Annotated in this window: 18 protein-coding genes and 1 pseudogene; 12 read left to right on the forward strand and 7 right to left on the reverse strand. The window is 68.7% G+C overall.

The features are described 5' to 3' along the window. Positions 1–68: 68 nt before the first annotated feature. A complete protein-coding gene (gene glgX, locus RV986_RS03175; RefSeq protein WP_475915911.1) occupies positions 69–2,207 on the reverse strand; it encodes a glycogen debranching protein GlgX in 2,139 nt (712 codons plus the stop codon). Positions 2,208–2,211: 4 nt separating this feature from the next. Then, a complete protein-coding gene (locus RV986_RS03180; RefSeq protein WP_475915912.1) occupies positions 2,212–2,727 on the reverse strand; it encodes a pep a2 in 516 nt (171 codons plus the stop codon). A 335-nt stretch (positions 2,728–3,062) separates the two neighbouring features. On the opposite strand from RV986_RS03180, the gene RV986_RS03185 reads away from it, so the two are divergent. The 5 genes from RV986_RS03185 (at position 3,063) to glgB (ending at position 11,266) form a co-directional block, all read left to right on the forward strand. Next, positions 3,063–3,323, forward strand: a complete 261-nt coding sequence (locus RV986_RS03185) for a DUF5133 domain-containing protein (RefSeq protein WP_475924167.1) — start codon at positions 3,063–3,065, stop codon at positions 3,321–3,323. A 217-nt stretch (positions 3,324–3,540) separates the two neighbouring features. Next, the gene (locus tag RV986_RS03190) at positions 3,541–5,754 is read left to right on the forward strand and encodes an alpha-1,4-glucan--maltose-1-phosphate maltosyltransferase (RefSeq protein WP_475915913.1); all 2,214 of its coding nucleotides are present in this window, start codon (positions 3,541–3,543) and stop codon (positions 5,752–5,754) included. Next, positions 5,751–7,472 carry a maltose alpha-D-glucosyltransferase gene (gene treS, locus RV986_RS03195; RefSeq protein WP_475915914.1) on the forward strand — a complete coding sequence of 574 codons (1,722 nt, stop codon included), beginning with the start codon at positions 5,751–5,753 and terminating at the stop codon, positions 7,470–7,472. The genes RV986_RS03190 and treS overlap by 4 nt, the downstream gene beginning before the upstream one ends. 70 nt (positions 7,473–7,542) lie before the next feature. Then, positions 7,543–9,012, forward strand: a complete 1,470-nt coding sequence (locus tag RV986_RS03200; RefSeq protein WP_475915915.1) for a maltokinase N-terminal cap-like domain-containing protein — start codon at positions 7,543–7,545, stop codon at positions 9,010–9,012. 97 nt (positions 9,013–9,109) lie between these two features. Next, on the forward strand, positions 9,110–11,266 hold the full coding sequence (glgB, locus tag RV986_RS03205; RefSeq protein ID WP_475915916.1) for a 1,4-alpha-glucan branching enzyme: 2,157 nt from the start codon (positions 9,110–9,112) through the stop codon (positions 11,264–11,266). 229 nt (positions 11,267–11,495) lie between these two features. Here glgB and RV986_RS03210 read toward each other — a convergent pair whose 3' ends face one another. Together RV986_RS03210 and RV986_RS03215 are read right to left on the reverse strand one after the other, a co-directional pair. After that, entirely contained in the window at positions 11,496–12,920 is a 1,425-nt protein-coding gene (locus tag RV986_RS03210; RefSeq protein WP_475915917.1) for a M1 family metallopeptidase, read from the reverse strand. A 187-nt stretch (positions 12,921–13,107) separates the two neighbouring features. Beyond that, positions 13,108–13,353: pseudogene (locus RV986_RS03215) on the reverse strand (ABC transporter permease); the annotation flags it as partial. A gap of 216 nt (positions 13,354–13,569) precedes the next feature. On the opposite strand from RV986_RS03215, the gene RV986_RS03220 reads away from it, so the two are divergent. Continuing rightward, positions 13,570–14,490 carry a phosphotransferase enzyme family protein gene (locus tag RV986_RS03220; protein WP_475915918.1) on the forward strand — a complete coding sequence of 307 codons (921 nt, stop codon included), beginning with the start codon at positions 13,570–13,572 and terminating at the stop codon, positions 14,488–14,490. 12 nt (positions 14,491–14,502) lie between these two features. Here RV986_RS03220 and RV986_RS03225 read toward each other — a convergent pair whose 3' ends face one another. After that, complete coding sequence (locus tag RV986_RS03225) at positions 14,503–15,873, reverse strand: sporulation protein (RefSeq protein WP_475915919.1); 1,371 nt, start codon at positions 15,871–15,873, stop codon at positions 14,503–14,505. Positions 15,874–16,080: 207 nt separating this feature from the next. Here RV986_RS03225 and RV986_RS03230 point away from each other — a divergent pair, with 207 nt between their 5' ends. Both RV986_RS03230 and RV986_RS03235 read left to right on the forward strand, forming a co-directional pair. Next, on the forward strand, positions 16,081–16,620 hold the full coding sequence (locus RV986_RS03230; protein WP_475915920.1) for an ATP-binding protein: 540 nt from the start codon (positions 16,081–16,083) through the stop codon (positions 16,618–16,620). 326 nt (positions 16,621–16,946) lie between these two features. After that, the gene (locus RV986_RS03235; RefSeq protein WP_475915921.1) at positions 16,947–17,246 is read left to right on the forward strand and encodes a hypothetical protein; all 300 of its coding nucleotides are present in this window, start codon (positions 16,947–16,949) and stop codon (positions 17,244–17,246) included. A gap of 404 nt (positions 17,247–17,650) precedes the next feature. On the opposite strand, the gene RV986_RS03240 is transcribed toward RV986_RS03235, so the two are convergent. After that, the gene (locus RV986_RS03240) at positions 17,651–17,869 is read right to left on the reverse strand and encodes a hypothetical protein (RefSeq protein ID WP_475915922.1); all 219 of its coding nucleotides are present in this window, start codon (positions 17,867–17,869) and stop codon (positions 17,651–17,653) included. 33 nt (positions 17,870–17,902) lie between these two features. Beyond that, a complete protein-coding gene (locus RV986_RS03245; protein ID WP_475915923.1) occupies positions 17,903–18,679 on the reverse strand; it encodes a GntR family transcriptional regulator in 777 nt (258 codons plus the stop codon). 163 nt (positions 18,680–18,842) lie between these two features. On the opposite strand from RV986_RS03245, the gene RV986_RS03250 reads away from it, so the two are divergent. The 4 genes from RV986_RS03250 (at position 18,843) to RV986_RS03265 (ending at position 22,354) form a co-directional block, all read left to right on the forward strand. Further along, entirely contained in the window at positions 18,843–19,190 is a 348-nt protein-coding gene (locus tag RV986_RS03250) for an SCO3933 family regulatory protein (RefSeq protein WP_475915924.1), read from the forward strand. Further along, positions 19,190–20,491 carry an FtsK/SpoIIIE domain-containing protein gene (locus RV986_RS03255; protein WP_475915925.1) on the forward strand — a complete coding sequence of 434 codons (1,302 nt, stop codon included), beginning with the start codon at positions 19,190–19,192 and terminating at the stop codon, positions 20,489–20,491. Before RV986_RS03250 ends, RV986_RS03255 begins: the two co-directional genes overlap by 1 nt. Next, complete coding sequence (locus tag RV986_RS03260; RefSeq protein ID WP_355618564.1) at positions 20,488–20,685, forward strand: hypothetical protein; 198 nt, start codon at positions 20,488–20,490, stop codon at positions 20,683–20,685. The genes RV986_RS03255 and RV986_RS03260 overlap by 4 nt, the downstream gene beginning before the upstream one ends. 151 nt (positions 20,686–20,836) lie before the next feature. After that, on the forward strand, positions 20,837–22,354 hold the full coding sequence (locus RV986_RS03265; protein WP_475915926.1) for a replication initiator: 1,518 nt from the start codon (positions 20,837–20,839) through the stop codon (positions 22,352–22,354). The last annotated feature ends 125 nt before the right edge of the window (positions 22,355–22,479 follow it).

Consider the following 22,479-nt stretch of genomic DNA (forward strand, 5'->3'; position numbering starts at 1 on the left):
AGTCTCCCTCCGCAGGGTGCGACGCGCCTGTTCTGGTCCGGCTTCCCGGGGCCCCTCGGCCGACGGCTTCACCGCTCGCCGGCGGCGCTCCCCTCCGCGGTTCGGTGCGGCCGGGACAGCAGGACGAGGCTGCGGGCCTCGACCCGGACATCCGTGTCGGCCTTGCGCTCCGCCTCGTCCGCGAGGCCGGCCGGATCGGCGGTGTCGATGCGCGCCGTCCATCGTTCGCCGTAGGCGGCGTCCGGAAGGCGGAAGTCGATCGGCTCCCAGTAGCTGTTCAGGAGGAGCAGAAAGGAGTCGTCGGCCACCGGCTCGCCGTACGGACCGGGCTCGGCGATCGCGTCGCCGTTGAGGAAGACGGCGACGGCGTGGGCGTCGGGACGCCGCCAGTCCTCCTCCGTCATCTCGCGGGCGTCGGGCCTGAGCCACATCAGGTCGGGCAGCGGCTGGTGCGCGTGCGTGGCGGTGTCGCCGAGGAAGAAGCGGCGGCGCCGCAGTACGGGGTGGGCGGCGCGCAGCGCGATGGCGCGCCGGGTGAACTCGACCAGTTCGCGCTGCTCGTCGCGCACGGCCCAGTCGATCCAGGAGACTTCGTTGTCCTGGCAGTAGGCGTTGTTGTTGCCCCGCTGGGTACGGCCGAGTTCGTCGCCGTGGGCGAGCATGGGGATGCCCTGGGACAGCAGCAGGGTGGCGAGGAAGTTGCGCTGCTGGCGGGCACGGAGTTCGAGGACGCCTTCGTCGTCGGTGGGGCCTTCGACGCCGCAGTTCCAGGAGCGGTTGGTGTTCTCCCCGTCCCGGTTGCCCTCGCCGTTGGCCTCGTTGTGCTTGTCGTTGTACGAGACCAGGTCGCGCAGGGTGAATCCGTCGTGCGCGGTGACGAAGTTGATGCTGGCGCGCGGTCGGCGCCGGTCGTGCTGGTACAGGTCCGAGGAACCGGTCAGCCGGGAGGCGAACTCGCCGAGGGTACGGTCGCCGGAGCGCCAGAAGTCCCGTACGGAATCCCGGTACTTGCCGTTCCACTCCGACCACTGGGGCGGGAAGTTGCCGACCTGATAGCCGCCGTCGCCGAGGTCCCACGGCTCGGCGATGAGTTTCACGCGTCCGACCACCGGGTCCTGCTGGATCAGGTCGAAGAACGCCGACAGCCGGTCCACCTCGTCCAACTGCCGGGCCAGCGTGGCCGCGAGATCGAAACGGAACCCGTCGACGTGCATCTCCGTGACCCAGTACCGCAGTGAGTCCATGATCAGCTGCAGCACGTTCGGATGCCGCATCAGCAGGCTGTTCCCGGTGCCGGTGGTGTCGTAGTAGTGGGCCGGGTCGCCCTCCACCAGACGGTAGTACGAGGCGTTGTCGATGCCGCGGAAGGAGAGCGTGGGCCCGTTCTCGTTGCCCTCGGCGGTGTGGTTGTAGACGACGTCGAGGATCACTTCGAGGCCCGCCGCGTGCAGCGCCTTCACCATCGACTTGAACTCGGTGACCTGCTCACCCCGGGTGCCGTGCGCCGCGTAGGCGTGGTGCGGCGCGAAGAAGCCGATCGTGTTGTAGCCCCAGTAGTTGGACAGACCGCGCTCCCGCAGAAAGCCGTCCTGCACGAACTGGTGCACCGGCATCAGTTCGACCGCGGTCACGCCGAGCCCGGTCAGATGCCCGACGACCGCCGGATGGGCCAGGCCCGCGTAGGTGCCGCGCAGTTCGGCGGGGACGTCCGGGTGGGTGCGGGTGAGGCCGCGTACATGCGCCTCGTAGATCACCGTCTCGGCGTACGGCCGCCGGGGCGGACGGTCGTCGCCCCAGTCGAAGGCCGGGTCGGTGACCACGCCGAGCATGGTGTGCGCGGCGCTGCCGGCGGGAGCGGGAGCGCCGGGTGTCCGCTCGAAGAGCGATTCGTCGTGGTCGATCTCGCCGTCGACCGCCCGCGCGTACGGATCCAGGAGCAGCTTCGCCGGATTGCACCGGTGCCCGGCCGCCGGGTTCCACGGACCGTGGACCCGGTAGCCGTAGCGCTGCCCCGGCCCGACATCGGGCAGATAGCAGTGCCACACGAAGCCGTCGACCTCGGTCATGGTGACCGTGCGTGAGGCGCCCGCGTCATCGAGGAGGACGAGGTCGACCCGTTCGGCGACTTCGGTGAACAGGGCGAAGTTGGTGCCTTCGCCGTCGTATGCGGCGCCCAGTGGATAGGGGCGCCCGGTCCAGGTGCGCACCTGATCACCGTACGGCGATCACGGCCTCGGTATCCTCCCGCGGTCCGGCGAAGGCGGGCACCGGCAGGGCCACCTGTCGAGGCGTCTGGAGCGCCTCCCGCAGGCTGGGCATGGGCCCGGTCGGGACCAGCGGGGCGCGCTCGGCGGCGCGGGCCCGCCAGGAGAACCAGATGATCTTGCCACCGGCGCCGGTGGCACAGCAGCCCCAGCCGTCACTGAGCGCGGCGATCTGCGCCAGGCAGCCCTGGGGAGCGTTGTGCGGGCGGAGATCCTGATCATTGTCGGAAACGGCGGTGATGAGGTGCGAACCGTTCCACCACATCTCGATGGTGGTGTTCTTGTCCGCCGCGTGCTGGTCGATCGTGTGCAGCAGCGCTTCCGCGCAGTGGCAGACGGAATCGACGAGGGTCTCCAGATCCCAGTACCGGAGATGGGCCCCCAGAATGCGCCGGATCTGTCCGACCCGTTCCGGGGTGACCTCGACATCGAGGTGGTAGTAGCAGGGCACTGCAGCTTTCATCGTCATTGGCTCCTCACGGCGAAGCTCCGCTCCTCCTCGCCCTCCATGGGCCGAGCCCCGAACACAAAGCGTGAGCGCTGGTCGCTTCTGAGTCAGTACCAGAGTGAGAGTGCTACTCCATTCGTGCAACACGAGAGCCACGAAGAGACCCATGAGGAGATTCGGGAGAAGATCTGCCCCGTGTAGTTGAATTTCCAACAAGACGCTCGGTTGGCACGCAGGCACCATGAGTGAGGGTGCCGTCCGTAGCGGGTCGGTTCCCCTCCGTGCGCAACCGTCCGGCACCAGCCGGGTGAACCGTGCGCGGTCGAGAGAGTGGGAAGGTGACCAGCCCCATGCTGCTGCCCGCCAAAGCCGAGGTCGCCAGGCATCTGGAGCAATACCGGGCCTGGGAACGCCTGCTGCTCGTGGCCCCCGCCGACGACGCGGTGCGGGGCAACTTCGAGAACATCGGGTACACCCTGTGCGTGCTGATGGGGAAACGCTGCGCGCGGGAGGCCGTGGACGCCGCCGAGCACTATCTGCGCGGTGACCCGCGGGGAGCGCGGGGCGCTCAGGTCCGAGGAGCGAGCCGTCGGGCCGGCAGGTGCCCGTGAGCCGGGCCGACGGCGAGGACATCGCGGTGCGGTGGGACAGTTCAGCACAGTGACAGTTCGGTGAAGCAGAACAGCTTCGGTGGGCAGGACGGTTCGGTGGAGCAGAACAGCTCGGTGAAGCAGGACAGTTCGGTGAAGCAGGACAGTTCGACGCAGTGACAGCTCAGTGCGGTGGTGAACCGGTAGGCGGGGGTCGAGGACGGCGGAGGTGAAACGTATGGACGCACACCCGGCCGACGGCCGTGGCCCGATGGCCCCCATGCAGATCGACGGCAGCGCACGCGGCGACAGCGCTCCGCACCGCGTCCCGGTCGACCACATCCCGATCGACCCCATCCGTCCCGACCACATCCCGATCGACTCCGTCCCTCTCGACCGCGTCCCCCTCGACTCCGTCCCTCTCGACGGCGTCCCCCTCGGCGGTGCCCCTCCAGACCGCGCCCCTCTCGACCGCACTCCTCTCAACCGCATCCCGATCGTGGACGTCCGCCCCGTCGTCGAGTGCGGCCGGCGCCCCGCGAAGGCGGTCTGCGGAGAGACCTTCCAGGTCACCGCCACCGCCTTCGGCGAGGGCCACGACGTGGTCGGCGCGAACGTCGTCCTGCGGGATCCGGAGGGCCGCCCCGGCCCGTGGACCCCGATGCGTGAACTCGCCCCCGGCACCGACCGCTGGGGCGCCGAGGTCACGCCGGAAGCCATGGGGCACTGGACGTACCTGGTGGAGGCCTGGAGCGACCCGCTGACCGCCTGGCGCCACGCCGCCGGGATCAAGGTCCCGGCCGGGATCGACACCGGACTGGTCCTGGAAGAGGGCGCCGCACTGCACGAGCGTGCCGCGGCCGGAATACCGGACCCGGCCGGCCGAGCGGTGGTGGAGGCCGTGGCGAACACCCTGCGCGACGACTCCCGGCCGTCGGCCGACCGTCTCGCGGCCGCCCTGACTCCGGAGGTGACCGCCGTTCTCGCGGACCACCCGCTGCGCGAACGGGTCTCCCGCTCGCTGCCGTTGCCCCTGCTCGTGGAGCGCGAGCGGGCGCTGTACGGCTCCTGGTACGAGTTCTTCCCGCGCTCGGAGAGCGGGCAGCTCGATCCGCCGGTGCACGGCACGTTCCGCAGCGCCGCCGAACGTCTGCCCGCCATCGCGGACATGGGCTTCGACGTGGTCTATCTGCCGCCGATCCACCCCATCGGGACCACCTACCGCAAGGGCCCCGACAACAGTCTGTCGGCGGGCCCGTACGACGTCGGCGTGCCGTGGGCGATCGGTTCCCCGGCGGGCGGGCACGACGCGATCCACCCGGACCTCGGCACGATCGACGACTTCGACGCGTTCATACGCCGGGCAGCGGACCTGCGCCTCGAAGTCGCCCTCGACTTCGCGCTCCAGTGCTCGCCGGACCATCCGTGGGTGGAGAAGCATCCGGAGTGGTTCCACCACCGGACGGACGGGACGATCGCGTACGCGGAGAACCCGCCGAAGAAGTACCAGGACATCTACCCGATCGCCTTCGACCAGGACATGCCGGGACTGGTCCAGGAGACGCTGCGGGTGCTGCGGTACTGGATGAGCCACGGCGTACGGATCTTCCGGGTCGACAACCCGCACACCAAGCCGGTGGTCTTCTGGGAGCAGGTGATCGCGGACATCAACCGCACCGATCCGGACGTCATCTTCCTGGCCGAGGCGTTCACCCGGCCCGCGATCATGCGTACGCTCGGCGCGGTCGGCTTCCAGCAGTCGTACACGCACTTCACCTGGCGCAACACCAAGGAGGAGCTGACCGACTACCTCACCGAACTGTCAGGTGAAACAGCTCCTTTCATGCGGCCCAACCTCTTCGTGAACACGCCGGACATCCTGCCGGGCCACCTCCAGCGGGGCGGCCGGCCCGCCTTCGAAGTGCGGGCCGTCCTTGCCGCCACCCTCTCGCCCGCCTGGGGGATCTACGCCGGCTACGAGTTGTGCGAGAACACTCCGGCCGGACCGGACAGCGAGGAGTACCTGAACTCCGAGAAGTACCAACTGCGTCCGCGTGACTGGGAGTCCGCGGCACGGGAGGGCAGGACGATCGCTCCGCTGATCACGGAACTGAACCGGATCAGACGGAGCCACAAGGCCCTGCACGGGCTGCGCAACCTCCGCTTCCACCGGACCGACAACGATGCCCTGATCGCGTACAGCAAGCGTTCGGGCGAGGACACGGTCGTGGTGGTGGCGAACCTCGACCCGCACCACACCCAGGAGGCGACGGTCTCGTTGGACATGCCGCAACTCGGCCTGGACTGGCACGAGTCCGTGCCGGTACGCGACGAGCTCACCGGCGAGACCTACAACTGGGGCAAGGCCAGCTTCGTGCGACTGGGGCCGGGCGGTGCACATGTGCTCGCCGTCGCCCCCGCACCGCAGATCGGAGGGTCACCCACCACATGATCGTCAACGAGCCCGTCCCGGACACTTTCGAGGACACCCCGGCCAGGGACCGCGACCCCGACTGGTTCAAACGCGCCGTCTTCTACGAAGTCCTGGTCCGCTCCTTCCAGGACAGCAACGGCGACGGCATCGGCGACCTCAAGGGCCTCACCGCGAAACTCGACTACCTGCAATGGCTGGGCATCGACTGCCTGTGGCTGCCGCCGTTCTTCAAATCCCCCCTGCGGGACGGCGGCTACGACGTCTCCGACTACACCGCCGTCCTGCCCGAATTCGGTGACCTCGCCGACTTCGTCGAATTCGTCGACGCCGCCCACCAGCGCGGCATGCGCGTCATCATCGACTTCGTCATGAACCACACCAGCGACCAGCACCCGTGGTTCCAGGAATCCCGGTCGAATCCCGACGGACCCTACGGCGACTACTACGTCTGGGCCGACGACGACAAACAGTACGAGGACGCCCGGATCATCTTCGTCGACACCGAGGCCTCCAACTGGACCTTCGACCCGGTCCGCAAACAGTACTTCTGGCACCGCTTCTTCTCCCACCAGCCGGACCTCAACTACGAGAACCCGGCCGTGCAGGAGGAGATTCTCGCGGCCCTCCGCTTCTGGCTCGACCTCGGAATCGACGGCTTCCGTCTCGACGCGGTGCCCTATCTCTACCAGGTCGAAGGAACCGACTGCGAGAACCTCCCCGCCACCCATGAGTTCCTGAAGCGGGTGCGCAAGGAGATCGACACGCACTACCCGGACACGGTGCTGCTGGCGGAGGCGAACCAGTGGCCCGAGGACGTCGTCGACTACTTCGGCGACTTCCCCTCCGGCGGCGACGAGTGCCACATGGCCTTCCACTTCCCCGTCATGCCCCGCATCTTCATGGCCGTACGACGCGAATCCCGCTACCCCGTCTCGGAAATCCTCTCCAAGACCCCCGCGATCCCCTCCGGCTGCCAATGGGGCATCTTCCTGCGCAACCACGACGAGCTCACCCTCGAAATGGTCACCGACGACGAACGCGACTACATGTACGCGGAGTACGCCAAAGACCCCCGCATGCGCGCCAACATCGGGATCAGGAGGCGGCTGGCCCCGCTCCTCGACAACGACCGCAACCAGATCGAACTCTTCACCGCCCTGCTCCTGTCGCTGCCCGGATCGCCGATCCTCTACTACGGCGACGAGATCGGCATGGGCGACAACATCTGGCTCGGCGACCGGGACGCGGTCCGCACCCCGATGCAATGGACACCCGACCGCAACGCCGGCTTCTCCTCCTCCGACCCCGGCCGCCTGTTCCTGCCCACGATCATGGACCCCGTCTACGGCTACCAGGTCACGAACGTCGAGGCCTCCATGTCCTCGCCCTCGTCCCTGCTCCACTGGACCCGCCGCATGATCGAGATCCGCAAACAGAACAAGGCCTTCGGCCTCGGCTCCTACACCGAACTGCAGTCCTCCAACCCGGCCGTCATCGCCTTCCTGCGCGAGTACAAGGATGATCTCGTGCTCTGCGTGCACAACTTCTCGCGCTTCGCCCAGCCCACCGAACTGGACCTGCGGGCCTTCAACGGCCGCCACCCGGTCGAACTGATCGGCGGAGTACGCTTCCCCGCCATCGGCGAACTGCCCTACCTGCTCACCCTCGCGGGCCACGGCTTCTACTGGTTCCGGCTCCGCCGCGCGCTCGCCCCCGGCACCGCAAGACGATCTTGATCCCGCACCCGCCGAAGCCCGCTCGCCTGGCGAGCCGAAGAACGCTTGCCCCTCGAAAGGACGTGTCGCCATGCCGAAGACCGCGTCGCACCGTCCGGGCAGCCACGCCCCCGCCGCGCTGCTCACCTCGCTCGCGGAACTGCTGCGGGAGTGGCTGCCGCGGCAACGCTGGTTCGCGGGCAAGGGGCGGCCCGTCACCGGTCTGAGCGTGGTGTCGTCGACCGAGTTGTACCCGGGCTGCCTGCATCTCCTGATACGCACCGAACACCTCCGCCGCCCGCCCCGCGGCGGCCCCGGCAATACCCCGCCGGACGACTGCTACCAACTCCTGCTCGGCGCTCGGGAGATCCTGCCGCCCCGTCTCGCCCCCGCCTTCATCGGCCGGGTGAGCGCGGGCCCCCTGGCCGACCTGAACGTGTACGACGCGCTGCACGACCCGAAGGCCACAGGACTCCTCCTGGAGCGGCTGCGTACTCCCGGAACGGCGGGGCCCTTGCTCTTCGAGCGGGACGCACGGGTGACGGTCCCCGGCGGCCTCACCCCCCGGCTCCTGGACACCGAGCAGTCGAACTCCTCACTCGTGTACGGGGATTCCTTCATCCTGAAGGTCTTCCGGCGTATCCAGGCGGGCATCAACCCGGACTTGGAGGTGCCCTGGGCGCTGGCCCGGCAGGGCTGCACCCGCGTACCGGCCCCCGCGGCGTGGTTCGGCACCTCACAGCCGCGGGAGGCGACGCTCGGAGTGCTCCAGCCGTACCTGCGCGACGCCACCGACGGCTGGACCCTGGCACTCCAATCCCTCACCTCGGAAGGGGAGTTCACCGACGAGGCGTACGAACTGGGCCGGGCCACCGCCGAGATACATCTCGCGCTCGCGGCGGCGTTTCCCGTGCGAGCGCCAAGTCCGCTGCAGCACGGGCGACTTGCGGCCGCGATGCACGAGCGTCTCGACGCCACCGCCCGCTCGGTGCCCGAACTCCGGCCGTACGCAACCGGACTGCGGTCGGCCTTCGACGCGCTCGCCGCGCTCGACGCGGCGACCCGTCCGGCGCAGCGGATCCACGGCGACCTCCATCTGGGGCAGGTGCTGCGGGCCGGGCGGCAGTGGTCCGTCATCGACTTCGAGGGCGAGCCCGCCCGTCCGCTCGCCGAGCGCCGACGCCTCCAGTCCCCCGTACGCGATGTCGCGGGCATGCTGCGCTCCTTCGACTACGCCGCGCGGTCCCGTCACCCCTGGCGCCCGGAGTGGGCAGAGGCCTGCCGGGAGGCCTACTGCGTGGGCTACGCCACCGCGGCGGCGTGGGACCCGCGCGCGGAACCCGAGCTGCTGCGCGCGTACGAGACGGACAGGGCCGTGTACGAGGTGCTGTACGAGGCGAGACACCGGCCCGACTGGCTGCCGGTTCCGATGGCGGCGGTCGGGCGCCTCGCCGAGGGCCTCGCGGAACGCCGCACCGAGCACCGCGTCAGGCAGCGCGCCGAACACCGTACCGATCACCCCACCGACAACCGTGTCGATAACCGTATCGATCGCTTTTGAGACTCTCAGCCCTTGATACGCCCCACCCCTTCCCCTTGAGGAGGCTGAAGCCGTGGCCGTTCCCACCACCGCCGTTGGCGCGAGGCCGGCAGCTTCGATGGACGCGACCGACCGAGCGCGCCTGCTGGCGGGCGCCCACCACGATCCGCACGCGCTGCTCGGCGCGCACCCGGTGCCGGGCGGCATCGTCTTTTGGGTGCTGCGTCCGTTCGCCCAGGCCGTCGCGGTCGTGGTGGACGGCCTGCGCACGGAGCTGCGGTCGGTCGGCGACGGCCTCTTCTCGGGCGTCCTGCCGCGCGACACCATCCCCGAGTACGTACTGTCGGTGACGTACGCGGGCGACGAGCGCGAGGTGCAGGACCCGTACCGTTTCCTGCCCGCGCTCGGCGAACTCGACCTGCATCTGATCGGCGAGGGCCGCCACGAGGAGCTGTGGCGGGCCCTGGGGGCGCACCCCATGACCCACCAGGGCGTGGCCGGCACCCGCTTCACGGTCTGGGCGCCGAACGCCCAGGGGGTCAGGGTCTGCGGGGGCTTCTGCCACTGGGACGGCACCGCGTACCCCATGCGCTCACTCGGTTCGACCGGGGTCTGGGAACTGTTCCTGCCCGGTGTCGGCGCCGGAACGCCCTACAAGTTCGACATCACCCGGCCCGACGGTACGCACACGATGCGCGCCGACCCGATGGCCCGGCGCACCGAGGTGCCTCCGGCGACCGCTTCGATCGTGACGGAGTCGTCCCATGTGTGGGCGGACGGGGAGTGGATGGCGGGCAGGGGGGTCCGTCCGGCGCACGAGGCACCCATGTCCGTGTACGAGGTCCACCTGGCGTCCTGGCGGCCCGGCCTCACCTACCGCCAACTGGCCGAGCAGCTCCCCGCCTACGTCTCGGACCTCGGCTTCACCCACGTCGAACTGATGCCGGTCGCCGAACACCCCTTCGGCGGCTCCTGGGGATACCAGGTCACCGGCTTCTACGCCCCCACCGCACGACTCGGCACCCCCGACGACTTCAAACACCTCGTCGACGCCCTCCACCAAGCCAAAATCGGCGTCCTCATGGACTGGGTCCCCGCCCACTTCCCCCGCGACGACTGGGCCCTGGCCGAATTCGACGGACGCCCCCTCTACGAACACGCCGACCCCCAACGCGCCGCCCACCCCGACTGGGGCACCCTCGAATTCGACTTCGGCCGACGCGAAGTACGCAACTTCCTCGTCGCCAACGCCGTCTACTGGTGCGAGGAATTCCACATCGACGGACTCCGCGTCGACGCCGTCGCCTCCATGCTCTACCTCGACTACTCACGAGAACCCGGACAGTGGACCCCCAACGAACACGGCGGCCGGGAAAACCTCGACGCCGTCGCCTTCCTCCAGGAAATGAACGCCACCGTCTACCGCCGCATCCCCGGCGTCCTCACCATCGCCGAGGAATCCACCGCCTGGGACGGCGTCACACGGTCGACCTCGGACGGCGGGCTGGGGTTCGGGCTGAAGTGGAACATGGGCTGGATGCACGACTCGCTGGAGTACATCGCCCATGATCCGGTGCACCGCAAGTACCACCACCACGAGATGACGTTCTCCATGGTGTACGCCTACAGCGAGAACTACGTCCTGCCCATCTCCCACGACGAAGTCGTCCACGGCAAACGCTCACTCGTCTCCAAAATGCCCGGCGACTGGTGGCAGCAACGCGCCACCCTGCGCGCCTACCTCGGCTTCATGTGGGCCCACCCCGGCAAACAACTCCTCTTCATGGGCCAGGAATTCGCCCAGGGCGCCGAATGGTCCGAAACCCACGGCCCCGACTGGTGGCTCCTCGACCCCGCCTACCCCGCCGAACCCGACCACCGCGGCATACGCGACCTCGTCCGCGACCTCAACACCGCCTACCGCCACGAACCCGCCCTCTGGCAACGCGACACCGACCCCACCGGCTTCACCTGGATCGCCTCCGACGCCGCCGACGACAACGTCCTCGCCTTCCTCCGCCACGACGCCGACGGCACACCACTGCTCGCCGTCTGCCACTTCTCCCCCGCCGTCCGCCACGACTACCGCCTCGGCATCCCCGAAGACATCCCCGCCTGGCACGAAACCCTCAACACCGACCACACCCGCTACGGCGGCAGCAACATCCACAACCCCCACCCCCTCAAACCCGAACCCCACCCCGCCCACGGCCGCCCCACCAGCCTCCGCCTCACCCTCCCCCCACTCACCACCCTCTGGCTCCGCCCCGCCTGAACCACCACCACAGACGGACGACGAGGCCGCTCGCACGGCTCCCCGCGCCCCTAAAAGCCTCGGGTCGGCCCGCACCACTCAGCCCGTCCGGCGTTTGAGGACGAGGCCGTTCAGGCCGAACGGGGGTCTGGGGGCGGAGCCCCCAGGTTGAGGATGATGGGGGTCCCCCCTGCTCGAGCGAAGCCGAGAGCTTGGGGGAGGGTAGGGGCGGCGGGGGCGAGGAAAGGCGTCAGGGGGAGGTGGGTTTGCCCGCGGTGCCGATCCACGTGTGGAACAACGCGTCGAGATCCTTGCCGGACAGCCGCTCGGAGAGGCAGACGAACTGGGCGGTCGTGCCATGACCACCCCGCTGATCGGTGGCCCACGCACGCAGGATGCGGAAGAACGTCTTGTCACCGACAGCCGTACGCAGCTTCTGCAGAGCCATCGCCCCGCGCGAGTACACAGGAGTGTCGAAGATGTGCGCCCCACTCCCCGGATCGGCGGGCGGGAACGCCCACAGGTTGTCACCGGCCGGACGGGCGTACAGCGCGTCGAAGGTCCGCTGCGCGGTCCTCCCCCCGTGCTGCTCGGCGTACAGCCACTCCGCGTACGTCGCGAAACCCTCGTTGAGCCAGATGTCCTTCCAGGCGGTGAGGGTGACGGAGTCCCCGAACCACTGGTGGGCGCTTTCGTGCACGAGGGTGCTCAGATCCGGCGCCGAGTCGTACACGGGACGGGTCTGGGTCTCCAGCGCGTACCCGACCTGCGGAGCCCGGTCCACGATGGACCCGGCGGCGCGGAAGGGATAGGGGCCGAAGACACCGCTCTCCCACGCCAGAACGGACGGCAGTTTCTTCAGTACGGGCGCCGCGGCGGTCGCCTCACGCGGGTCGACGGCGTTGTAGACCTTGAGGCCGTCGGCTGTCGTGTACTGCTCGACCTCGAACTTTCCGACCGTCGCCGTGGCGAGGTAGGCCGCCATCGGCTCGGACTGCCGCCATCGGAAGGTCGTACGGCCGTGGGCGGTCGTCTGTCCCCGCAGGACTCCGTTGGCGACGGCGGTGTGGCCCTTCGGGACGGTGATCGTGAAGTCGTACGAGGCCTTGTCCTCAGGGTGGCTGTTCGCGGGGAACCACGTCATGGCGCCCTGCGGTTCGCCGGCCACGAACGCGCCGTCGTCGGTGGGGATCCACCCGTCCGGGGAGCCGTCGGGGTCGGTGACCGGAGCGGGCTTGCCCGAGTAGGTGACGGTGACCCCGAATTCCTGGTTCCTGCGCAGCGAGTGACGGGGGGTGATCACCAGTTCCTGTCCGTCACGGCGGTAGGACGCCTTGGCGTGGTCGACGGTGACGCCGGTGACCTTCAGTCCCTTGAGGTCGAGGTCGAAGCGGGTCAGCCGCTCGGTGGCCCGGGCGGTGATGACGGCCTTGCCGTCGAGGTGGCGGGTCCGGGGGTCGTAGCCGAGGGTCAGGTTGTAGTGCTGGACGTCGTAGCCGCCGTTGCCCGAGAGGGGAAAGTACGGGTCCCCCGCGCCGGCCCCGCCCACCGTTCCGGCCGACGCCGGCCCCGCCGCGACGAGCAGCGCCGCGACGGCGACGGGCACCACGGCGGCGACGGTCTCTCGACGACGGACGGTGGTGCGTCCAAGGGCCTGCTGCGGGCGTGGCGTCACGTTGACTCCTCCGGTGCGACGGTGACTCGGATGATCAAGTGGTTCAGGTGATCAAGCGCACACAGCCTATGAGGCTCCCAGGCCCGAATCCCTCTCCATCCGGTCAAGTTATGTCGCGTTGACCTCGGGCCGCAGCCCTCGCCGGAGCCGTGACTCGGCGGCGAACGCCGGGCGGGCCCGGCCGAGTTCAGCGGGCCAGGCGGCCCAGCAGCGAGGAGGCGGACAGGATGCCGAGGGTCGCGGCCAGGACGAGGACTCCGTAGTCGAGGGCCAAGTGGGCGTGCGTACCGAGGAGCAGGCCGCGCAGCGCGTCCACCTGGTAGCTCAGCGGGTTGACCTTGCTGATGGCCTGGAGCCAGCCGGGCATGACGGCGACCGGATAGAGGGCGTTGGAGCCGAAGAACAGCGGCATCGTGATGGCCTGGGTCAATCCCGGTCTGCAAGCTATTTCTGGCTGTATGACGTCCGAGCGGGCGCTCGGCCACTGAAGCGCTGGTCAGAGGGCTGCATGAGGCCATTCCCGTGCGCCCTGGCCTCGACCCGCGCAGCGAATCCTCGGTACGGTCGGGTCGTGTCCGGTGTGCGTCGGGTTGGTCACCCGTAGGCGCGTGCCGGTTGATCGCGCGCTACTAGGGGAGCTGGTACGGGCATGGCGGTTGACGCTGCTCGGGGTTCGGAACAGGGGTTCACGTCGGCGGTGGCTACGCGGGTGATGGCTGCCGCGTGCCGGGCGGCGGGGCTCGATGACAGAGGCGCGAAGTTGATCCGGCTCGGGGAGAACGCTCTGTTTCGGCTCTCATCAGTGCCGGTGATCGTGCGTATCGCGCGGTCGGTTGAGTACCTGCCAGCGGCTCGCAAAGAAGTAGCCGTGTCGCGTTGGCTGGCGGACGAGAGGTTTCCGGCGGCTCGTGTCGTTGAGGATCTCGAACAGCCCTTGATGGTCGACGGGCATCCGGTGACCTTCTGGCATCTGATCGTCGAAGAGGGCAGGGCGGCCACGTATGGGGAGTTGGGTGCGGTCTTGCGTGATCTGCACACGTTGACGTTGCCTGACGGCCTGGAGCTGCCTCGGTACAGCGCCTTCGGGCTCTCGGACTTGCGGCTTGAGCGGGCCGCGGGGATATCGGAGGACGACCTTGAGTTTCTTCGCAAGCGGGGGCAGGAACTGAAGGGGCGTCTGGCGGAGCTGCGGTTTGGTTCGCCGCTGGGGCCCGTGCACGGCGACGCGCACACCGACAACCTCATAGTCGACAGGAGCGGGATTGTGCACCTGATCGACTTGGAGAACTTCTGCGTTGATCATCCCGAGTGGGACCTTGAGGTGGCCGCGCACGAATACCACCGTCTCGGGTGGGTGACGGAGGAGCAGTACGCCGACTTCGTGGGCGCCTACGGACGTGACCTGAGGGAATGGCCAGGCTTCGTGACGCTGTGCGCGATCCAGGAATTCAAGATGACCACGTGGCTCATGCAGAACGTGTCCGAGGGGGAAGACGTGGCGCAGGAGGTTGGCCGACGGATTGCGTCGCTACGTGATGATGATGTTCCGCGCCACTGGCTCCCATATTGAGAGACGGGTTGCTCACTCATCCAAGCTGGCCACTGCCTCGGCGACCTGCTCATTGAAACGGGCCACGACCGGCGTTCCTGCGTGGGTGCTGATCTCTCCCTGGAAATCGGTCACGTACCGTAGGAAGCGGGCCGACTGTAGTGATTCACCTTCCTCAACTGCCTGACTGGCTGTCCCGATGGCGTTCTCCAGATCGCCGTTCAACAGGTGACTCTGTGCGAGCACAATGCGGCAGAGACCCAGTGTTCGCGCGTACTGCGGGTCGGTCTTGGCCACGGCTTGTTTGGCGAACCGAAGAGACTCGGTAGGGCGTTTGAGGTCACGGAAACAGTGAGAGAACTCCCCGATCAGTTCAGCTTCGTTGAAGTAGGCGAGCCATTCGGGGTCTTCGTCTACATCGGCCTTTTCAAAGTGGCGTTCTGCCTCGTTCATGGCGCGAGATGCGCCCGTGAGGTCTTGGGCGCTGGACAGTGCACGGGCTTCGTGAGCGGCGTACATGGCTTTGGCGCGTGGCGTAGCACTGCTGCCCTTGGCTCCCTCGACGGCGGACCGGGCCAGTTGTACGGCGCGGGAGGTGTGCCCAAGATAGTTCGCCTGGTGGCTTAGGTTGGCGAGAATGGATGCCCCGAACATTCGATCGCCGGTGACCTGTGTGAGCCGTAGCGCGGAAAGTAGGTAGCGGCTTGCCAACGCGTGATTTCCGATGTCGTAGGCCATCCACCCGATGACCTCGGCAGTCTCCGCAGCGACAGTGAAGAGGCCATTACCTACTCGTTCCGTGTAGCTGGCATTGAGTAGAGGTAGCACATCGTCGCGGAAGTAGTGTCGTAAGGCTTTGTGGCCGTGGCCGCCGCCGTACTGGAAATCCAGGCGCATGAACATTTCGGTGGCGGTGCGGATCGCGTGTACGTCGCGCATGCTGGCACGGTGTGGGGTGGGTCTGTCGGCCTGTACGCCATCGGGGCGGGCGATCATCCATGACAGGACAGCGGCGCTGAGATCTGTGTCTGGGATCACCAGTTCGCTACTCAATGCACTCTGGGGCTGCACTTCAGTGAGACCGTCCAGCACGGACAGAGCCTCGGATAAGGCGGCGGGGTAAGCGACAAGCTGCGGTGAGCCCGCTTCGGCCTGGCCGAACAACCCGAGATCACCGGGCGCGATCCGCCTGCCGAGCTTCGCACTGAAGACATCGGCCATAACCCCGGCAGCCTGCGACCGGATGCCTGCCCCGTCCCGCCAACGCTGGACGGCGACGTGCGTGGTACCCAGGTCAATGCCGCGTTGTTGCGCGAGATCCCGCATCCGCTTGGCGAGCCCCTTGTTCGAGACTGCCGCCTCGGCCATGAGGGAGATCAACTGCGCGTTCGGTTCTCGGTCCATGCTCCCCTGCCAACCCGAGAATGGCGACGAGCGTCCATCGTGTCACAGCTCGTGAACCCAGGGGGGTTCACTTACGAACCCCCTTTGCCTTTGCCGGTGTTCATGTGAACCCCCTAGTGAACGCTCCCGGTGGCGCGGCTCGCGCCGTTCACTGTTCGGCACGGAGCGACGGGCAACAGAGCCCGCCGAATGTCGGCAGGGGACGCAATGGATGCTCGGCAGAGCACACACAAAGCGAACACCCCTCGGGCGGTCTCGCCGCGTGAAGCGGCGCAAGATCCCTCGTCGGGTCACTTCCGAGCGATGACGCTCTTCGACGAGTCCACCAGCACCGTGTGCGCCGCGCGCACCATGGTCGGGGGCTGCCTCCAGGACTGGGGGCTTGGCCACATGGTCGATGATGCCCGGCTCGTCGTGTCGGAGCTGGTCGGCAACGTCGTGCACCACGCGGTGCCGGACGACTGCCTGACGCGGCCCGGTGCCGCACGGCGGATCGACGTGCTGGTGAGGGCCTGGCCTGGATGGCTGTTCATCGGTGTCGCTGATGAGGACTCGACTCCGCCTGATCTACCGGTGGGTGAGTTCGTTTCGCCGGAGCTGGCTGGCGACTTCGGAGAGGCGCTGTTGCCGGACCGTGGGCGCGGGCTGCTGATCGTTCAGCGGCTGGCTGACGCGGTGTGGTGGTCGCCGAAGGGACCGGGCGGCAAGACCGTGTGGTGCCGCTTCGACCTCGACGGCACGACGTAGAGACCTCCGGGCTGTCTCCCCTGTCTGCTCCCACGCGATCGGGAGTGGAAGGCGGCCCGGGCACTGGCCGGAGTCTGACCACTCCGGCCACAAGGGGCGCGGCTCCTCGGACCATCCCGGGGGCTCCCCTCCCGAGCGAGGGGCCGCGCTTCACAACCTCATACCGAGACCGGACCACCCCCGCGCCTGGCAGCAACTGGGGTGGTCCGGGAGGGGACGCAGCGGTCCCCGGTGCCTGATGGTACCGGGGCCGCTGCGCTGCGCATCCGCCCTGAGCCAAAGAGAATTGACGATCCGTTACCTAGATCAGGGCAGAGGTGGGCAAGGTGGCTGGCACAGGTGACGACTGGCTGGGCGATGGTCTCGACGTCGCGGGCACGGACTGCGGTCTGTGGGTGCCCGGTATCGACTACATGGCGGGCTGGCGCGGGGCGCGGGAGGCTGCCGACCGGCTCAACCGGGCGCTGCTCGGTGCGGGATTTGAACTGTCGGAGGTGCGGGCCGTTGCGTCGACGAATGAGCGTGGCCTCGGGGTTGTGCGGGTGGCGGGCTGGCCGGATGCGGTGGAGCGGCTCGCCGTGCTCCTGGAGGTGCTTGCGGCGGGTCGCGACGGCGGTGCGGCGTGAGGAGTCTTTCCACTGGTGAGTGGCGCGCGTGGGCACGTCGCCGGCCGCAGAGACTTTGGGCAGTAGCTGCCATGGGGCGAGTGAACAGGGGGCCTTACGCTCGCCAGCGGATCGGGCAGTCCTTGGAGCTGCCCGCAATAGCCCGATCGGCCCCCTGTTCTTCGAGGCTCGCCCCATGGGAGCTGTCTAAAGTCTCGGCGGCCGGCGACCCCCAGCCACCTGTGCCCCGGCCCACGTCGCCGGGTCGACGCCTTCCGTCCTCCGGCGTGGTGCGGTGTGGGCAGGCGGGCGCCCGGACGGGACCGGCGGCCACGCCGCATGCCCGGCCGGGGCGGCCGGGCTGCCCGGCGCGCCGCAGGCGCGCCCTTGAGAAAGTGAAGGCTGTTTCGACCGATCTACGATCCTCAGTCCGTCTGTGGTCCGAAGCGGCGGACGTGTTCTGCGGCGTTCAGAAGGGACTGGGCGACCCGCTCGGCGTCATCAGCCGAGAGGAAAATTTCCTGGGTCCAGAGCACCGACAGCCGGACTGTGCCGGTCAGGGTGTTGGTTGCCACGTCGACTTGCACCCCGTTGCCTGTCGCGTCGTAGACATCCAGTTCCAGATCACTGCTGAATGCGCTCATGTCCTGAGCATGCCGCACTGGGCGCGTCGGCTTTCATGCGCGGGTGCGCCGCGCGGGCTCCTTGTCGGCGGTGATCCGGTAGGCGAGTTGGGCACGGTCCGCCCCGACGCGGAGTTCTTCGAGGATCAGGGGGCGGTCGTCGGTGCCGTGGGTGACGCGGGACAGGTGCAGGATCGGGGTCGCGTCCGGGAGCTGGAGGGCGGTCCGCTCGTCCGGGAGTGGCATGTGGGCGCGGACCGTCTCCGACCACCACAGCTTGTGTCCGGCCTGCGTCAGGAACTCGTATGCCGCCGCCGGGCGGGTGTCCGGGGCCTCGGCCAGCGGGGTCCCCTCGGCCACCTCGAACGGGATCAACGTGCGGTGCATCGCCCGCGTCCCGCTGGCGGGGTCGGTGAGCAGCCGGTCGCAGCCGAGGAGGGCTTCCTCCTCGCCGAGTTCGAGCAACTGGCCGGTGGCCGTGGTGGTGTGGGTGCGGTACGGGGTGGGCTCTTCAGCCTCGTCCCAGACGGCGCCGTTGGGCATCACGAAACGCCCGTCCGCGGTGCGGCTGATCCGGCGTTCGAGGGTGACGGTGGGCTGGCCGTCGGAGCGTACGAAGCTGCCCTTGCCGTGCCGCACCTCGATCAGGCCTTCCGCTCGCAGGGCGGCAACAGCGTTGCGGACGGTGGGGCGGGACACCTTGTAGCGCTCGATGAGCTGGGCCTCCGAGGGGAGCGGGGCGCCGGGCGCGAACTCGCCCTTCAGGATGGCTTCCCGGATCGCGGCGGCGACCTGCTGGTAGAGGGCTCCGGGGCGTTGGATCTCCGTCATCTCGGCACCTTCGGGTCGAAGTCGTAGGTACGTCGCACGCGCGACATCACTCGTCAGCATAAGTAGTTGACCCCTCGCCGTACAGAGCCGCATAGTCGTAACTCGTAAGGACAAGTGACGTCTGAATGTGTTAGGCGTCCCGACTGGCCAGGGAGGCCAAGCAATGCAGTCCATTCCCGTGGACACGGCACGACTGGGCGTACTGCGGTGCGCCATCGCGCCCGAAGCAAAGATCAGCAACTCCGAGACACAGGAGGTCAAGAAGGACCGCGACGGCAACACCGTCTACACCGTGGCCGTCACCGTGCGGCAGGACCGGCGCCGTATCTCCGTCATCGAGATCGCCGTGACCGGTGAGCCGAAGGGCATCGAGGAAGGACAGATCCTCAAGATCACCGGACTGACCGCGTTCGCCTGGGCCATGGGCGACCGGCACGGAATCAGCTTCCGCGCCGACGCGATCACCCCCGTGCCCAGCACTCCCGCACCGAACAAGGCAGGGGGTGCGTGATGGGTCCGATTGCGCTCGCCTTCGGACTGGCCGCGCTGGCGTGGGTGCTCGTCCTCGGTGACCTGCTCCGGCAGCGCCGTCCGGCGTGGCACTGGTACCTCGCCGGATACCCGGTCACCGCCTTGCGGGTGGTGTTCACCTGGCGCAAGGTCGCGATGCTCAACGACCTTGCCGTATCCAGCCGTCCGCCCCGCGGGCTCCTCGGGGACCTGGTCGTCAAGGGCGATCCGCTGCGGCCGGTCACACCCCGGCTCTCGTTCCCGCGACCTACCCGCGTCGGGCTGACGTCGACCGTGCGTCTGCACGCGGGCCAGACCCCGGCCACCTACATGAAGGCGGCGGATGCGCTCGTGCACGCGTGGAAGGTGCACGCGGTACGGGTCACCTCGCCGGAGCGCGGCCTCGTGCTCCTGACGGCAACCGCGAGTGACCCGCTGGCCCGGCCCGGCTTAGCCTCCGCGCCTGCCGCGCTGCTGTCCGCACTCATCGGCGTACTGGAGAGCGGCGGCGCGTGGGTCATGGACCTGCTGCTCGTGCCGCACTGGCTCATCGCGGGCGCCACCCGCTCCGGCAAGTCCACCCTGCTGGCCCGGCTGATCACTCAACTCGCCCCGCAGCCCGTCGCCCTGGTCGGCATCGACTGCAAGGGCGGAATGGAACTCGGCCTCTTCGCCGACCGGCTGAGCACACTGACCACCTGTCGGCGTGAGGCCGTCGTCGTGCTGGCCGCGCTGGTCGACGACATGCAGGACCGCATGCGCGTCTGCCGCACGGCCGGAGTCCGCTCCATCTGGGAACTGCCGGAGAAGCTGCGGCCGGTGCCGGTCGTCGTGATCGTCGACGAGATCGCGGAGCTGTACCTCTCCGACGGCAGGCGGGAGAGCAAGGCGGAAGCCGAACAGTGCTCCACCCTCCTGCTCCGGCTGGCCCAGCTCGGTGCCGCACTCGGCATGCATCTGGTCGTTGCCGGACAGCGCGTCGGCTCCGACCTCGGACCCGGTGTCACCGCGCTGCGGGCCCAGCTCGGCGGCCGTATCTGCCACCGGGTCAACGACCCCGGCACGGCAGAGATGACCCTCGGCGACCTCAACAAGGACGCCGTGATCGTCGCTCAGTCGATCACCCCGGACGAGCAGGGCGTCGCCGTCTGCACCGGGCCTGACGGTGGCTGGAGCCGAGCCCGCTCCCACCTGACAACCACTGAAGAGGCCATGGCCACGGCCCGGAAGCACACCGCTATGACCCCTGAACTGCCCGCCATAGACCGTGCCCTCGCGGCGCTCGAAGGAGACGACAAGTGATCAGCACAGGTACCGCCGTGTCCCTCGTGGTGGTCTTCGGGATCATCACCTTCCTCCTGGTGCGCTCCCGCGACGTCCGCGCCTGGGAAGCGGTCTGCATCGCCCTCTTCGGCATGTACCTCGGCCAGACCCCCGTCAGCCTCACCATCAACGGCTTCCTGACCTGGGTCCTGAGCGGCTTCTCCCACTTCTAGACCGGCAGGAAGGACCAACGCCATGCCCATGCCTCGCGTGAGGTGCCCCCACTGCAAGGGCGACGGAGCCCGCAGGACCTGGACCGGACGGCTTCGCCGCTGCCGCGTCTGCCGCGGCACTGGAACCATCCGCTGACCCACCGCCAACCCCATGCCCGACCACCCAAGGAGTGATCCCCATGGACGACTGCGCGCCACCCACCCTCACCCGTGCCGCTGCGGCGGCCCACCCCGGAAGGTCACCACCATCACACCCGAGTTCACCCCGGCTGACAGGCGCGCCGCCCTCGACCGCGCGGCGCGCCTGCGTCAGCTCTCCGAAATCGACCGCGACGCCATCCGCATCGCCCAAGATCCCCAGTTCACCCGCTGGCTGGAGCAGATCACCGCAATCGGCGGCTGCTCCCACCCCGTCCACCTCTCCGGCTCGACCACCACTCTGGACGGCACAACCGGCGAGATCATCCAGCACTACGACACCCGCACCGAACCCGGCGAACGGCTCCTCGTCCGCTGCCGCAACAGACGCGCAACCGTCTGCGCCCCCTGCTCCCGACTCCACGCGGGCGACACCTACCACCTCGTCCGCGCAGGACTCCTCGGCAGCAAGAACATCCCCGCCCACGTCCGCCATCGGCCCCGGCTCTTCGTTACCCTGACTGCTCCGTCGTTCGGGGCCGTGCACCGTGCCGGGGAGCGCTGCCGCCCCCGTCGCGACCGGGCCGAGTGCGATCACGGGCGCTCTCTTGGCTGCGGGGCCGTCCACGGCGTGACTGATCCCCTGGTCGGCCAACCGCTGTGCGCCGACTGCTACGACTACACGGGCCACGTGCTGTGGCACGTACACGCGTCCAAGCTCTGGGACCGGTTCGTCATCGACGTCCGGCGGCGCCTGGCCTCCTCGGTCGGCCTCGTACAGTCCCGATTCGCCCAGCACGCCCGGCTGTCCTTCGCCCGCGTCGCCGAGTACCAGAAGCGGGCGGCCGTCCACGTGCACGCCGTCGTCCGCCTCGACGGCCCGAACGGACCCGACGACGAACCCCCGGCCTGGGGCACCGCGGAACTGCTCACCGACGCCGTCCACTCCTCCGCCCGGCGCGTCCTGGTCCGCACCCCATACACCCCGGCCGTCGGCGAACTCGCCCTTCGCTGGGGCGCCCAAATCGACGCTCGCCCTCTGCGCGCCGACGGCGACGGACCGGATGATGACGCCGTCGCCGCGTACGTCGCGAAGTACGTCACAAAGGGAGCCAGCGAGACAGGCGCCGGCATCGACCACAGGGTCACCACCTGGGACGACATCGACACGGCCCCTGTGAGCGCACACGTCCGCACCCTCATGCGTACCTGCTGGCACCTCGGCGACCTTGCCGAATACGCACCCCTACGCCTCCGGGACTGGACTCACACGCTCGGATACCGCGGCCACATCCTCACCAAATCCCGTGCCTACTCGACGACATACGCGGCCCTGCGCGCCGAACGCGCCCACCACGCCGGTCACGTCGACATTCCCGACGCGGTGACAGATAGGCACTGGCGTTACATGGGCTCCGGCCACACCCCCGGCGCCGCGCTCCTGGCCGCTGGCGTTGCCGATGACATCGCCGCGAACCGCGAGATCGCCCGACAAGAGATCTCCTCCGGCCCGGCAAAGGTGATCACCTGACGGTGCGGCGTGATCGTGAGGCGGATCGTGCTCGGCATCTGGAGCGAGTGTGCGCCAAGTTCCCAACCAAGATCAGCCCTGAGGGGGCGCGGCGTCTCGCCCGGCTTCTGCAGCCCACGTCCGAA

Source organism: Streptomyces sp. RLA012 (genome assembly GCF_056270325.1).